The following is a 13,757-nucleotide window of genomic DNA, read 5'->3' as shown; positions in this document are numbered from 1 at the left end:
AATGGCGGCAGCAGTGGATCAGGCGGTGGCTGCGCCGGTCATGATCGCAACTGCATCGGTCATGGTGTGTGATTGCGGGGTGATGGTGGCAGCGCATTTGCCGAGGCGCTGGATGTGGATCCTGTCCGCTACGTCAAACACGTGGGGCATGTTGTGACTGATCAGGATGACTGGCAGGCCGCGGTCCCGGAGGTCCCGGACCAGCTGCAGGACCTGGTTGGATTCCCGGACGCCGAGAGCCGCCGTCGGCTCGTCCAGCACGACAACCTTGGAACCGAACGCCGCGGCGCGGGCCACGGCCACGGCCTGGCGCTGGCCGCCGGAGAGGTTCTCCACCGGCACTGTGACGTCCTGGAGGGTGGAGATTCCCAGCCGGGCCAATTCCTGTTTGGCCTTCGTGCGCATGCCTTTGGTGTCAAGCATCCGGAACACGCTCCCGAGGAGACCTGCACGCCGTTCTTCCCGGCCAAGGAACAGGTTGGAGGCGACGTCCAGGGCCGGCGAGACGGCAAGGTTCTGGTACACCGTTTCGATGCCGTGGGCACGGGCGTCCTGGGGGCGTTTGAAGTGGACCGGCTGCCCGGACACCATCAGCTCGCCGGTATCCGGAATTTCGGCACCGGTGAGGCACTTGATCAGCGTGGACTTTCCTGCGCCGTTATCGCCGATGATCGCCAGGACCTCGCCCGGGTAGAGGTCCAGGCTGACGCCGTCCAGCCCTACGACGCGGCCGAAGGTCTTGACGAGGTTCCGGGCCTGCAGGATGGGCTGCCGAACTTGGGTACCGGCCGGCTCCAGGTGGGTGGCGGTCATGATTTCACCTTTCGGATCCACTGGTCGATGGACACAGCGACGATGATGAGGACGCCCACGGCGAGTGTCTGGTAGAGCACGTCCAGGCCTGCGAGGGAGAGGCCGTTGCGGAAGACGCCAACGATCAGGGCGCCCAGGAGGGTTCCCCATACGGACCCGCGTCCGCCAAAGAGGCTGGTTCCGCCGATAACGACGGCGGTGATGGAGTCCAGATTCAGGTCGACGCCGGCGTTGGGACTGGCTGCGTTGGTGCGGCCGATCTGTATCCAGGCGCCGACGGCCAGGACAGCGCCGGCGGCGAGGTAAACGCTCATGAGGACTTTGTTGACGGCGATGCCGGCCAGGCGGGCGGCTTCCTTGTCATCGCCCACGGCGTAGACGTGCCGGCCCCATGCGGTCTTCCCGAGGATGAACGCGACGACGATGTAGAGCAGGAGCATTACGACGACACCGGTGGAGATCCTGACCGGGCCCACCGGGAACGTGGTTCCGGTCCAGGTGAGCAGGTCAGGCATGGCCGAACCGCGCACTGTCGCGCCGTTGGAGTAGAGCAGGGTCAGGGCGATGAAGATATTCAGCGTGCCGAGGGTGACGATGAACGGCGGGAGCCGGAACCGGGTGACCAGGAACCCGTTGAGGGCTCCGGCCGCGAGCCCAACGACCAGGCCTGCGAGGAGTGCGACGGGTGCGGGCAGTCCGTTGTTGACGGCGAGCTGGGCCACGACCATCGATGAAAGGATCATGACTGCCCCGACGGAAAGGTCGATGCCTGCGGTGAGGATGATGAGGGTCTGGGCGATGGCCAGGGTGCCGACGACGGAGACCTGCTGGGTAATCAGGGAGAGGTTTTCAACCCGCAGGAACCTGTCGTTGAGGAGGCCGAACACGACCACCGCGATGAGAAGTACGAGGGCAGGGCTGACGGCGGGGTAACGGTGGAGGATATTCCGAATCCGGCTGAGCGGCGTCTGCCGGTCAAGGAATTCCTCCGCCAGGTCGGCGTGCCCGGTGCTGGGCGGGCCGGCGGTCTGTTGCTGGGTCACGATTGATCCTGATCTTCGGTGGGGTTTGCTAGAGAAGTCCTAGCTCGATGGGTGCAGTGCGGGGAGGCCGGCAGCGGGCGCCGGCCTCCCCGGCAAAGAACTGTCTGGGCTACTTTCCCCAGCAGATGTCGGTGGCTTCGGTGGTGGTGATGCTCTTAATGCCGTCGGCCGGCTTGTCCGTGACGAGCTCGACGCCGGTGTTGTAAAAGTCCAATCCTGCGGAGTTGGCCGGCTTCTTGCCCGTCTTGGCGAGTTCCACGATTGCCTTGACGCCCAGCTCGGCCATCTTTACCGGGTACTGCTGGGCTGTGGCACCGATGACGCCGGACTTGATGTTGCCGACGCCGGTGCAGCCGCCGTCCACCGAGACCACCAGGACGTCCTTTTCCTTGCCGGCGGCCTTCAGCGCCTCGAAAGCACCCGCGGCCGCAGGTTCGTTGATCGTGTAGACGACGTTGATGTTCGGGTTTTTGGCGAGCAGGGTTTCCATGGCGGTGCGTCCGCCGTCCTCGGCGCCCTGCGAGGCCTGGTTGCCCACGATCTCGTAGTCGCCTCCCTTGCCGCCGGTGTACGTGCCGGTCTTGGCTTCATCGCCGTTCTTCTTGGCGTCGGCGGTGTCGACGCCGAGGCCCGTGAGGAAGCCCTGATCCCGGTTGTAATCAACCGAGACGACTTTGTCGTCAAAGAGATCGATGAGGGCAATGGTTGCCTTTTGCCCACCCAGCTGGGCTGCGGTCCACTTGCCGATCAGCTCGCCGGCGGCGAAGTTGTCGGTGGCGAACGTGATGTCTGCTGCGTCTGCCGGGTCCGGCGGCGTGTCCAGCGCGATGACGAACAGCCCCGCATCCCTCGCCTTCTTCAGTGCGTCCACGACGGAGGGGCCGTTGGGCGTGATCAGGATGCCCTTGTCGCCCTTGGAGATGGCGTTCTCGATGGCCTGGATCTGGGTGTCCTCGTCACCGTCAGCCTTGCCGGCTGCGAGCTTCAGGTCCACGCCCTCGGCAGCGGCTGCCTCCTTAGCGCCGTCCTGCATGGAGACGAAGAAGGGGTTGGTGGTGGTCTTTACGATCAGGGACACGCCGACCTTTTCGGCGGACGCGCTTCCGGGGGTAGCGGTGGAGGTTCCGCCGCAGGCGGAGAGGCTGAGGGTGCCGAGGGTCAGTACTGCGCCCATGGCGAGCAGGCGGTGGGTCATGGTGTGCGGGGCTTTGGAACTCAACATTGAATCTCCTGTTTTCGGGGCACTTCCGATGCCTGACAACGATGTCAGGCCTCATGTAACCAGCGTCACAAGGTAGAGTCAATGAAAATTCGATGATGAAGGACGATGTTGTGACAACGATGTCTAATCGTTACCAGGCGGACCCCGCGAAGAATCGCCCCACCATGCGCCACGTTGCAGCCTTGGCAGGCGTGGGCATCAAGACGGTTTCCCGCGTCATGAACGATGAGCCGGGCGTCTCCGAAGCCACCCGCCAGCGCGTGCTGGACGCGTCCCAGCAGCTCAACTACCAGCTGGACATGGCGGCGGGGAGTCTCCGGCGGACCGGCCGGCAGACGCTTTCGATCGGACTGTTGCTGCCCAGTGTGGCCAACCCGTTCAGCGGCGAGATCCATCGGGCCCTGGAAGACGCTCTTGCGGCCCGCGGCATCGCCGTCTTTGCCGCCAGCCTCGACGACGACCCAGAACGGGAAAAGGCCCTGGTGGCCGCCTTCCTCGGGCGGCGGGTTGATGGCCTGGTCCTCACTCCCATAGCGCGGAGCCAGTCCTACGTCATTCCGGAACACTCCCGCGATCTGCCCATGGTGTTCATCGACCGTGAACCCGTGGGCCTCGAGGCGGACGCCGTGGTGACGGACAACGCTATCGGTGCCGCCAGGGCAGCCGCCCAATTCCTGGCGCATGGTCATACCAAGCCCGCCTTCCTGGGCGACCGCACGGACATCCAGACTGCCCGGGAACGGCGGCGCGGCTTCATCGAGGAACTGGGCCGGGCCGGTATTGCAACATCGACGGTTCCGGTCCGCGACGGACTCCATGATGAGGAGGCGGCACGGCTCGCCGCGCTTGAACTGCTCAGGGCCGAGGACCCGCCAACGGCTATCTTCTCCAGCCAAAACCTCGTCACTTTCGGCGCCATGCGTGCTCTGAGGGAGCTCGGATTGAGCAATCGCGTGGCCTTGATAGGGTTCGATGACTTCACGCTTGCCGACATGATGGAGCCCGCGGTGACAGTCATCGCCCAACATCCCGAGCGGATCGGGAGGCTGGCAGCGGAGCGGCTGCTGGCCAGAATTGATGGCGACAAGCAGCCTGCGCGGACGTATGTCGTTCCCTCTGAGCTGATTCAACGAGGCTCCGGCGAAATCCGTCCTCCATCATGAGGCCATCTATGGCTGAACAACCGATTGATTTGGAAGGATACCCGTGACCAAGACCCTGTACGCCGAATTCACCGTCAAGCCCGGCAGTGAAGCCCGCGTGGCCGAAATGATGCTTGAACTAACCGAGAAAGTCCGGCAGGAACCGGGCAGTGTTCTATTCCTTCCGTACACGGGGGAGGAGAATCCCAGGGACTACTTCGTCTTCGAGGTTTATCGCGATGAAGCCGCGTTCCAGGAACACATCCGAGCCGATTATGGTGCCCGATTCAATGCGGAGCTGGCTCACCACATCGAGGGTGAGGGGTCGGCGCTGACCTGGCTCCTGCCCCTGGAGTAGTCTTCAGCCGGGTGTCCGCCAGCCGGCGTTGCCCGAGTCGCCAAAACCGTTGACTTGTCTGACGGACATAACTTAGCGTCCTTCCCACTGACAACGTTGTCTACCGGCAACGCGCGCGATGAAGGGCGAAACAAGCAGATGAAGAGAACAACCACCCGCAGGACGCAAGCCGTGTCTGCACTGACGCTCGCGGGACTGACGCTGGCGGCGGCACTGGCAGGTTCCCTGCCGGCGTCTGCCGACACAAGCCTCGGGGAAGAACCCTACCGGCCGGCCTTCCACTACACGCCCGAAAAAAACTGGATGAACGATCCCAACGGGATGGTCTTCCACAAGGGCGTCTACCACCTGTACTACCAGCACAATCCTTCCGGAAACACTTGGGGGAACATGTCCTGGGGTCATGCCACGTCCAAGGACCTTGTCCACTGGGAGGAGCAGCCCCTGGCGATCTCCACCGATGCCCAGCAGGACATATTCTCCGGAAGCGTCGTGGTGGACAAGGACAACACCTCCGGTTTCGGAACAAAGGAGAACCCGCCGCTGATCGCTATCTTTACCAGTGCGTACAAAGACGCTTCTCCGCATCGGGGCCTGCAGGCGCAGTCGCTGGCCTACAGCCTGGACGACGGGCAGACCTGGACGCAGTACGATCAGAACCCGGTTCTGGACCGTAACTCGGCAAACTTCCGCGACCCCAAGGTCTTCTGGTACAACCAACCCGGCGGCGGTGGCTACTGGGTGATGACGGCGGTAGAGGCAACCGAACACAAGGTTGTCCTGTACAAGTCGACCGACCTCAAGGACTGGACGGCGCTGAGCGAATTCGGGCCAGCCAACGCCACCGGGGGACTGTGGGAATGCCCGGACCTGTTCCCGCTCGCCGTGGACGGCGATAGGAACAACATCAAGTGGGTCATGGTCGTCAATATCAATCCCGGCGGTGTCGCCGGCGGATCCGCCGGACAGTACTTCGTCGGAAGCTTCGATGGCACCACGTTTACCTCCGACACCACCAAACCGGCCGCAGCGCTTCCTCCCGGCACGGTCCTGGCCGGGTTCAACGACGGAACCTACAACGGCTGGACGGTGAACAACGAGCCGGGCAACTGGAAAAACGGCCCTTTTAGTGACGCCCCCGCCTCCGGCGCTCTTCCCGGCCAGAGCCCGGTAACCGGATTCGGCGCCACCGGCCTTATCAATTCCTTCAACGACGGCGACTGGCCGCTTGGGTCCATGCAGTCACCAACCTTTACGGTGTCCGATGACTATTTGAACTTCCTCGTGGGCGGCGGCAAGCACCCGCGGGTCTCCGACAAGCTGGACAACACCCCACCCGAGGGCGAGCTCAAGTTCAACGGCTTCGAGGTTCCCCCAGGGACCACACTGGCCGACGCCGACTGGACCGGAACCGGCGACCTCGCCCCCAATTTCCAGCCCTCCGCCAGTGGCGGTGACTTTTACATCGGGGCCAAGCGGGTCAACACCTTCGACACCGGCACCGCACCGGGCGATGACCGGCAGGGCACCCTGACATCACCGGAATTCCCCATCACCAAAAATTTCATGAGCATGCTGGTCGGCGGCGGCAACCGCTCCGCGGACTCCGGACAGATTCTTGCCGTCCAGTTGCTCATCAACGGCAGCGTAGTCCGCTCCCTGGCAGGAGACAATGCCGGAATCCTGAACTGGAAGGGCTGGGACGTCTCCGAATTCGCGGGACAGAACGCACAGTTGCGGGTCGTTGACCAAGCCACTGGCGGGTGGGGACACCTTACCCTTGACCATGTCATGCTCACCGACGCAGCCGCCGTGCCCAGGTCCGATGAAGAATCCGTGAACCTGGTAATCGATGGACAGGTGGTGCGAACGGCCACCGGAAACGACAGTGAAACGCTCGACTGGGCTTCATGGAATGTCAAGGAATTCGTCGGCCAAGAGGCGCACATCAAAGTCGTCGACAACAACCGATTCGGCTGGGGGCACATCCTCGCTGACGAATTCATGGCGAGCTCCGCACCCGCGACAACCCGACTGCAGTCCTATGACTGGCTGGACTACGGCCGTGACTACTACGCCGCCGTGTCCTTCGCCAACATGCCAGAGGACAAGAGGGTCATGCTGGGCTGGATGAACAACTGGGACTACGCCAACGACATCCCCACCAACCCGTGGCGCAGCGCCATGTCCCTGCCGCGTGAAGTGAAACTGACGCAGACCCCTGAAGGTCCCCGACTCGCCCAAAGCGCCGTCAAGCAGGTCGACAAGCTGGCCCAGAAGCCAAGCTACTCAACCATGGGAGGCATCGCGATCGCGGAGGGAACGACCCCGCTGCCAGCGGCTGCCTCGGGTCAGGTCCAACGCGTCGACATCAGCTTCGCTCCTGGCACGGCCAAGAAATCCGGCATCACCGTGCTGGGCGATGGAACATCAGCCACCGTCGTCGGCTACGACGCCACGGCCGGGACGATGTTCGTTGACCGCACCAAATCCGGCAACACCGCGTTCCACCCGGCCTTCGCTTCAATCGAGGACGCCCCCGTCACCCTGGATGCGCAGGGGAATATCACGCTCCGGATCTACCTCGACCGCTCATCGGTAGAGGTGTTCGCCCAGGACGGTCTGCGGACCATCACCGACCAGGTATTCCCTAACGCCGGAGCAGACAAGATGACCCTCTTTGCAGAAGGCGGGTCCGCCCAGCTCAAATCACTCACCGTGACTCCGCTGGAGAAAGCAATGTTCCTACCCGAAAAGAAGGAGCCCTAGCCTACCGCCTGACCCGCTCCGCGGAATTGGAGGTGAAGGGACTGCGTACGGTATCGCACCGGACTCAGTCCCTCTACCTTTTCCATACTGCGGTGGCCGCGGCTGAAACAGGCACACCCAACCGGAGGAACCGACGTCAGGGTCTACGCAGGAAGTCCCGCACGGTATCGATGTACTCCGCGGCCCGCGTTGCCATCACACCGTGGCCGGCGCCCGCGAAAAGACGGACCTCAGCCTCGGGATAGAGAGCCCGGAGCGCCGCACGTGCCTGGGATGAGAACGCCTCGTCCCGAAAAACGCTCGTGGACGGGACTCCCTCGGCGTCGAGTATCGCCGCGACCCCTGCCACGAGCTTGGCCATGGTCCGCACCGAGGGATAGGAGGGGGAGATGACGCGGAAGCGGGGTTCGAAAGCGGTGATCGTGCGGAACGCGGAATCGCCGAAGGACAAGCCCCCGCCCAGGACGAGAAGCGCCGGTCTGGCTTCCTCAGCTGCGGCGGGAACGTCCGCGGCATATGGCGTGGCGGGTCCCGCGATGTACTGCCATTCGACACCGCCGACTGTCAGCGACCGGCGCGGGTGGGTGGCACGGAACGCCCGCAGTTCGGCATAGCCGTCAATGGATCCTCCCGCCGGATGGACTGATAGGAGGGAGACTACGCCGCGGCTTCCGGCCATCGCAACGGATTCCTGGGCAAGGCGTTACCAGCGGGGTCACCAGAATTTCTGCACACTGGAGGCGGCGTCACGCAGCCGGGAGCCGTCCAGGAAGATGGAGCACTCCTCCAGACCGAAGTCTTTCCACTGTGCGACCAGCTGAAGGGTCCCTACCGTCGGCAGCGGCCAGAGCCACAGCGTGCAGGAGCCGGAAAGTTCGTCGTCGCCGCCGTTCCCGCCGCCGTTTCTCATCAGGAGCACCAGCGGATCGGGCTCCTCGGTGCCTTCGAAGAATCCGTGGGGGTGCGCGCCGGTGCTGGACTTTGAACCGTCAGGGAAGGCCGCGCCGAACAGAAGCACCGAAGCTCCCCCGGCGACCCTCCGGGCGCCAGGCCCGGGCCGGAAAAACATCTCGTTGAGGTCCGCCCATTCCTCATCGGTCTGGTCGCCCCGGCGGATGGTCCAGGACACGTCGAAGGAACAACCCGTTGAGAAGACGTCCGCGCTCTTGACGGCCATCACCATCGTCGGGCCCTGGTGCAGGAACTGACCGATCTGGACGACGGCCGGAAGCTCGTACAGCGGGGCGCCGGCCCAGACCGGCGGGACGTACCTGACCGCCCTGCCGCGTGGGGGAGTGGGCGGCACGGGAAAGTCCTGGAAAAAGGTCATGGATGGTCCTTTCGTCCGTGGGCGCCCGCGGTCACTGCGGACGGCCGGGGAGTTGGAGGGTGATGGGCTGTGTTGACATGGGACCGCCGCATTCGTCCGAGCCGCCGACCCTGGTCCACTCAAGCTGGTGTTGCCGCCGGGCCAGCAGGGTGCCGGCAACCGCCAGCACCACGGCCGAGCGAAAGATCCCCCAATTCGACCTCATTTCGCCAGTCTAGACAGGTTCACGGCGGACTGCCCGGTTTCCTCGGCCGACGGACGGCCGTAGCTCTGCGTCTGGTTGACTGGTCCGTATGATCAGGGATGCCCGGGCAGAGGACCTGTCGAAAATGCGCGGCATCGAACTCGCCGCGGGCGAGGCATTCCGACTGATCGGCATGGCTGCGATCGCGGACGCTCCGCCGCCCGCCCTGGATGCCTTGGCCGTATACCAGCAGGATGGCAGGGCCTGGGTGGCCACCGATTCCGCGGATGAACCGATCGCCTACATTTTGCTCGACGTCGTCGACTGGTTCGCGCATATCGAGCAGGTGACCGTCCACCCCCGGTACGGCCGCCGCGGTATTGGCCGGTTGCTTATCGAAGAAGCGGCCCGCTGGGCAACAGCACGCGGACTGGAGGGACTGACCCTGACCACCTTTGACGAAGTTCCCTGGAACGCCCCTTACTACCGGCGCCTGGGTTTCCGGGAGGTGCCCGAAGCTCAATGGCCGGAAGGCATACGGCGGATCGTGCAGTCCGAACGTGCCCACCGTCTGGCGGCCTGGCCGCGCGTCGTCATGAAGAGGGCGGTCACCTCCACTGGCGGCTCGGACGGTCCGCAACCACTCGGCTGAACCTCAATACCTATTGACGTGAGACTCAGTTTCACGATAGAACGATGAGATGGTTCCTGACAATGTCGTTGAAACTGCCACGCCCGCGGGGGCCAGCACAGCTGTCTCCGGAGTCGCCGGAACGTCGGCCCGCGCGTACGCGGCGGCCCTCCTGGCCGCTGAACGGCAAGGCCCGCAGGGCTCGCCCGGCGCAGACCCGCGTCCTGTCCGGCGCGTTGGAGTAATCGGAGCCGGGCTCATGGCCAGTCAGCTGGCCCTGCTCTTCGCTAGGCAGCTTGGGGTTCCGGTGCTGATCACCGATCTGTCCCAGGCAAAGGTGGATGCGGCACTTAGCGGGATCGCCGGGCACCTGGACAAGCTGGTTCTGCGCGGGCAGCTAACGGCAACGGCGGCGCGGGATCTTGGCGGCCTTGTCCACGGAACGGTGGACAAGCGCGAATTCCGGAACTGCGACGTGGTCATTGAGGCCGTGTTCGAGGAGTTGAGCGACAAACGCGCTGTCTTCGCCGAGGTAGAGCCCCTGCTGCGTTCTGATGCTCTGCTGTTGACGAACACCTCGTCCCTTTCCGTGGCAGCAATTGGTCGGGGACTGGCCAATCCGGAACGCCTGGTGGGACTGCACTTCTTCAATCCGGTGGCTGTGCTGCCCCTGGTGGAAATCATCAGCACCGAAGACGACGACGAGGTCAGCGTCGCCACTGCCTGTTCACTCGCCCGGCTCCTGGGCAAGACGGCTGTCCTGGTCATGGTCACGGACACGCCGGGCTTTGTGGTGAACCGGATCCTGAGCCGGCTGTTCTGCGAACTTCTCCGGATCATTGATGACTGGGCGGAGGTACAGCTGGCGGACCACGCCCTGGATCCGCTGGGACTGCCAATGACCCCGTTGACCCTGCTGGGTTTGATCGGTCCCGCCGTCCAGCTGCATATCTGCGAAACCATGCACGCCGCATATCCGGACCGCTTTCAGGTCAGCACCAGCCTGGCCGCCATTGCGCAGGCGCGCCTGCGCGGCTATCTCGACAAGTCGGGCACCGTGCTTCCCGAAGCGGCCGCCCTGCTGCCGAAGGCCGTCGCCGGCGCTCCGGCACCCGGCGCGGACTCCATCCGGGCGCGGATCCTGGATGCCCTGGCGGAGGAGGTGGGCCTGATGCTGGCTGAAAAGGTGGTGGCCGGACCGGCGGAAGTGGATCTCTGCATGCTGCTCGGCGCCAACTTCCCGGAGCGCCAGGGGGCCTCACACCGATGCTTGACCTCAGCGGCGCCTCCCGGCGCGTGTGGGGACAGGACTTCCACCCCGGCACAGGCTTTTCCGAATAGCCACGGCGCGCGGAACGTCCAAACAAGCGCCGCCCCCTTCACCCGTTCCTCAATTCCCGCTAAGGATGCAAGCCATGCCTGACTATGACGTCACCGAACCACTCGATACCGACTACTACTCCGTCTTTGCGGATATTCCCGCCCCCGACCGTGAAGTCTGGAACCGTGCCAGGGCCTTCACTGCGGAGGCAATGCCGCAGATGAACGACTACTGGGAGCGCGCCGAGTTCCCCGCCCACCTGGCGAAGCGGATGGGCAGCATGAACCTGCTGGCCGACGGCATCGACGTCCCGGGCCTGGACCTGATGTCGCCCCTAGGCGCCGGACTGGTCAACATGGAAGTCTCCCGCGGGGACGGTTCGCTGGGTACCGTGATCGCAGTCCAGGGCGGCCTGGCAATGCGCTCGATTGCACTCTTCGGGTCCGAGGCCCAGCGCGAAACCTGGCTTGGTCCGCTGGGCCGGGGCGAAAAGCTCGGCGCTTTCGCTCTGACGGAACCGGACCACGGCTCGGACTCGGTGGCACTGGAAACCACCGCCACACTCGACGGCGGGGAGTACATCCTCAACGGCGAGAAGAAGTGGATCGGCAATGGCTCGGTGGGGGATGTCACCGTGGTCTGGGCACGCGATGATGCCGGTGATGTCCGCGGCTTCCTGGTGGAACAGGACCGGGAGGGGTACGAGGCCGAGACCATCACCGGGAAGGCGTCGCTCCGAGCAATACACCAGGCCCGGATCAGGCTCAACAATGTCCGCATCCCCAAGGCCAATCTGCTCCCCGGTGCGCGCACGTTCAAGGACACCTCCACGGTCCTTGTCGCCACGCGGCTGGGCGTGGCCTGGTCGGCCCTGGGCCATGCCACCGCCGTCTACGAAGCCGCGCTGAACTACGCCACGCAGCGGACACAGTTCGGCAAGCCGCTCGCAAAGTTCCAGCTGGTCCAGGAACGGCTGACCTACATGCTCTCGGAGCTGACCAGCATGCAGCTGCATTGTTTCCATCTGGCGGGTCTTGATGCGGCCGGCCTGATGCGCCCCACCCAAGCGGCGATGGCGAAGTACCACAACACCCGCAAGGCCCGCGAGCTGGCATCCATTGCCCGCGACATGCTGGGCGGCAACGGCATCCTTCTGGAAAACCACGTGATCCGGCATCTGCTGGACATCGAATCCATCCACACCTATGAAGGCACGCAAAGCATTCAGACCCTATTGATCGGCCGCGATGTCACCGGACAAAGCGCCTTCGCCTAAAGGACCCGCCTTGACTACCCTCGAGCGTCCCAACGAAACTCCGCTGAGCCCCCTGCGGTTCCTCCAGCGCTCCGCCGAGGTCTTCGGTCAGAAGACGGCGATCATCCACGGCGACCGCTCCTATACCTACTCGGACTTCGCCGCCGAAGCCCAACAGCTGGCCAAGGCGATCAGGCGCAAGATCCAGCCGGGCGACCGCGTGGCCTTCCTGAGTCCCAACGTGCCTGAACTGCTGATTGCCCACTACGCCGTTCCCCTCGCAGGGGGCGTCCTGGTGGCCCTGAACACGCGGATGACCGCCCGGGAGCTCCAGTACATCCTGGAACACTCCGAAGCCAGGCTGCTGTTTGCCGATTCGGAACTGCTGGGCACAGTGGCGGGACTGGACCTTGGCCTGACGCAGGTGGCCGACGTGATCGAAGTGCCCGACAGCACCGTCCCTTATCCGGAGGTCCCGGGCGGAACCGGCGCTACCCTCTACGTTGATTTCCTCGCGGCACCGGGTAGCCCGGACGCAGATCTCCCGTGGGGCGTCCAGGACGAACGCGCCCCCATCACGCTGAACTACACCTCAGGGACAACGGGCAAGCCCAAAGGCGTGCTCTATTCACATCGCGGGGCTTACCTGAACTCACTCGGGGAAACCATCCACAATCAATTCACCGGCGACACCCGCTATCTCTGGACTCTTCCGATGTTCCACTGCAACGGCTGGTGCACGACGTGGGCAGTGACCGCCGTGGCGGGTGTCCATATCTGCCTGCGTGCCGTGCGCGCGGATGCAGTCTGGGACGCCATCGACACACTCGGCGTCACTAACCTCTGCGGCGCCCCCACGGTGTGCAGCATCATCGCCGGCGCGCCCCAGGCGCACGAACTGAAAAAGCCGCTGCGGATCACGACGGCGGGAGCCCCGCCTTCGCCGGCGATCATCACGTCCCTGGACTCACTGGGAATCACCGTGGTGCACGTCTACGGGCTGACCGAGGTGTACGGCCCCTACACGATCTGCGAGTACCAGTCCGAGTGGGATGACCTGTCCCCTCAGGACCGGGCCGTGAAGATCTCACGGCAGGGAGTGGGGATGCTGCAGGCCGAGACGGCGCGCATCGTGGACCTGGACATGGTCGACGTCCCGGCGGACGGCACAACAATGGGTGAGATCGTGCTGCGGGGCAACAACGTGATGCTCGGATATTTCAAGGATCCCGAGGCCACGGCCGAGGCCTTCTCCGGCGGCTGGTTCCACACCGGGGACCTCGGAGTTATGCATCCGGACGGCTACATCCAGCTCAAAGACCGGGCCAAGGACATCATCATCTCCGGCGGAGAGAACATCTCCACCATTGAGGTGGAGCAAGCCATCAGCAGCCATCCTGCGGTGTTGAACGTGGCCGTGATCGGCGTCCCGCATGAGAAATGGGGCGAACGTCCAGTTGCCTTTGTCATCCGCAGCAGCTCCAACCCGGTCACGGCCGAGGAAATCCGATCCCATGTCCAGGGCCTGCTCTCCGGATTCAAGGTGCCGGACCGGATCCTCTTCCCCGACGAACTCCCGCACAACTCCACCGGCAAGGTCCTGAAGTCCCAGCTCCGCGCCCTGGGCGTCAGCGCCGTGCCGCTTAACCAGGAAACCGCGAAATGAGCGGCCAGGTGTCCGTCGCACTC

Annotated in this window: 13 protein-coding genes; 7 read left to right on the top strand and 6 right to left on the bottom strand. The window is 64.3% G+C overall.

The annotated features are described in order from the left end of the window. Positions 1-18: 18 nt before the first annotated feature. The 3 genes from AC50YC_RS14480 to AC50YC_RS14470 form a co-directional block, all read right to left on the bottom strand. On the bottom strand, positions 19-813 hold the full coding sequence (locus AC50YC_RS14480) for an ATP-binding cassette domain-containing protein (protein WP_494952815.1): 795 nt from the start codon (positions 811-813) through the stop codon (positions 19-21). After that, entirely contained in the window at positions 810-1,856 is a 1,047-nt protein-coding gene (locus AC50YC_RS14475) for an ABC transporter permease (RefSeq protein WP_494952814.1), read from the bottom strand. Before AC50YC_RS14475 ends, AC50YC_RS14480 begins: the two co-directional genes overlap by 4 nt. A 109-nt stretch (positions 1,857-1,965) precedes the next feature. Further along, positions 1,966-3,078 carry a substrate-binding domain-containing protein gene (locus AC50YC_RS14470; protein WP_494952813.1) on the bottom strand — a complete coding sequence of 371 codons (1,113 nt, stop codon included), beginning with the start codon at positions 3,076-3,078 and terminating at the stop codon, positions 1,966-1,968. Between the two features lie 164 nt (positions 3,079-3,242). On the opposite strand from AC50YC_RS14470, the gene AC50YC_RS14465 reads away from it, so the two are divergent. The 3 genes from AC50YC_RS14465 to AC50YC_RS14455 all read left to right on the top strand — a co-directional run bounded on the left by AC50YC_RS14465 (position 3,243) and on the right by AC50YC_RS14455 (position 7,347). Further along, on the top strand, positions 3,243-4,241 hold the full coding sequence (locus AC50YC_RS14465) for a LacI family DNA-binding transcriptional regulator (protein WP_494952812.1): 999 nt from the start codon (positions 3,243-3,245) through the stop codon (positions 4,239-4,241). A 43-nt stretch (positions 4,242-4,284) separates the two neighbouring features. After that, positions 4,285-4,578, top strand: a complete 294-nt coding sequence (locus AC50YC_RS14460; RefSeq protein WP_494952811.1) for a putative quinol monooxygenase — start codon at positions 4,285-4,287, stop codon at positions 4,576-4,578. A 138-nt stretch (positions 4,579-4,716) separates the two neighbouring features. Further along, complete coding sequence (locus tag AC50YC_RS14455) at positions 4,717-7,347, top strand: GH32 C-terminal domain-containing protein (RefSeq protein ID WP_494952810.1); 2,631 nt, start codon at positions 4,717-4,719, stop codon at positions 7,345-7,347. Between the two features lie 136 nt (positions 7,348-7,483). Here AC50YC_RS14455 and AC50YC_RS14450 read toward each other — a convergent pair whose 3' ends face one another. Genes AC50YC_RS14450 through AC50YC_RS14440 form a run of 3 tightly spaced genes read right to left on the bottom strand, consistent with a single transcriptional unit; the run spans position 7,484 to position 8,882 of the window. Further along, positions 7,484-8,026: an alpha/beta fold hydrolase gene (locus AC50YC_RS14450; RefSeq protein WP_494952809.1), complete on the bottom strand. Its 543-nt coding sequence runs from the start codon at positions 8,024-8,026 to the stop codon at positions 7,484-7,486. Between the two features lie 36 nt (positions 8,027-8,062). Then, positions 8,063-8,677 carry a hypothetical protein gene (locus tag AC50YC_RS14445; protein WP_494952808.1) on the bottom strand — a complete coding sequence of 205 codons (615 nt, stop codon included), beginning with the start codon at positions 8,675-8,677 and terminating at the stop codon, positions 8,063-8,065. 31 nt (positions 8,678-8,708) lie between these two features. Beyond that, entirely contained in the window at positions 8,709-8,882 is a 174-nt protein-coding gene (locus AC50YC_RS14440) for a hypothetical protein (protein WP_494952807.1), read from the bottom strand. An 88-nt stretch (positions 8,883-8,970) separates the two neighbouring features. On the opposite strand from AC50YC_RS14440, the gene AC50YC_RS14435 reads away from it, so the two are divergent. From AC50YC_RS14435 to AC50YC_RS14420, 4 genes are read left to right on the top strand one after another with little or no spacing between them, the layout of a single operon-like run. Beyond that, positions 8,971-9,513, top strand: coding sequence for a GNAT family N-acetyltransferase (locus AC50YC_RS14435; protein ID WP_494952806.1), 543 nt, complete (start codon positions 8,971-8,973; stop codon positions 9,511-9,513). Positions 9,514-9,562: 49 nt separating this feature from the next. Then, positions 9,563-10,915, top strand: a complete 1,353-nt coding sequence (locus AC50YC_RS14430) for a 3-hydroxyacyl-CoA dehydrogenase family protein (protein WP_494952805.1) — start codon at positions 9,563-9,565, stop codon at positions 10,913-10,915. After that, positions 10,899-12,089, top strand: coding sequence for an acyl-CoA dehydrogenase family protein (locus AC50YC_RS14425; RefSeq protein WP_494952804.1), 1,191 nt, complete (start codon positions 10,899-10,901; stop codon positions 12,087-12,089). Before AC50YC_RS14430 ends, AC50YC_RS14425 begins: the two co-directional genes overlap by 17 nt. Continuing rightward, on the top strand, positions 12,061-13,734 hold the full coding sequence (locus tag AC50YC_RS14420) for an AMP-binding protein (RefSeq protein WP_494952803.1): 1,674 nt from the start codon (positions 12,061-12,063) through the stop codon (positions 13,732-13,734). The genes AC50YC_RS14425 and AC50YC_RS14420 overlap by 29 nt, the downstream gene beginning before the upstream one ends. Positions 13,735-13,757: the final 23 nt, after the last annotated feature.

Source organism: Pseudarthrobacter sp. MDT1-56 (genome assembly GCF_059383555.1).
The sequence above is the reverse complement of the archived record's forward strand: the minus strand, read 5'-3'. Positions and strand labels throughout refer to the sequence as shown.

Coding starts and splice junctions, on each gene's coding strand:
- AC50YC_RS14480 (WP_494952815.1), bottom strand. CDS start 813: ATGACCGCCACCCACCTGGAGCCGGCCGGTACCCAAGTTCGGCAGCCC.
- AC50YC_RS14470 (WP_494952813.1), bottom strand. CDS start 3,078: ATGTTGAGTTCCAAAGCCCCGCACACCATGACCCACCGCCTGCTCGCC.
- AC50YC_RS14465 (WP_494952812.1), top strand. CDS start 3,243: ATGCGCCACGTTGCAGCCTTGGCAGGCGTGGGCATCAAGACGGTTTCC.
- AC50YC_RS14455 (WP_494952810.1), top strand. CDS start 4,717: ATGAAGAGAACAACCACCCGCAGGACGCAAGCCGTGTCTGCACTGACG.
- AC50YC_RS14450 (WP_494952809.1), bottom strand. CDS start 8,026: ATGGCCGGAAGCCGCGGCGTAGTCTCCCTCCTATCAGTCCATCCGGCG.
- AC50YC_RS14445 (WP_494952808.1), bottom strand. CDS start 8,677: ATGACCTTTTTCCAGGACTTTCCCGTGCCGCCCACTCCCCCACGCGGC.
- AC50YC_RS14440 (WP_494952807.1), bottom strand. CDS start 8,882: ATGAGGTCGAATTGGGGGATCTTTCGCTCGGCCGTGGTGCTGGCGGTT.
- AC50YC_RS14435 (WP_494952806.1), top strand. CDS start 8,971: ATGATCAGGGATGCCCGGGCAGAGGACCTGTCGAAAATGCGCGGCATC.
- AC50YC_RS14430 (WP_494952805.1), top strand. CDS start 9,563: ATGGTTCCTGACAATGTCGTTGAAACTGCCACGCCCGCGGGGGCCAGC.
- AC50YC_RS14425 (WP_494952804.1), top strand. CDS start 10,899: ATGCAAGCCATGCCTGACTATGACGTCACCGAACCACTCGATACCGAC.
- AC50YC_RS14420 (WP_494952803.1), top strand. CDS start 12,061: ATGTCACCGGACAAAGCGCCTTCGCCTAAAGGACCCGCCTTGACTACC.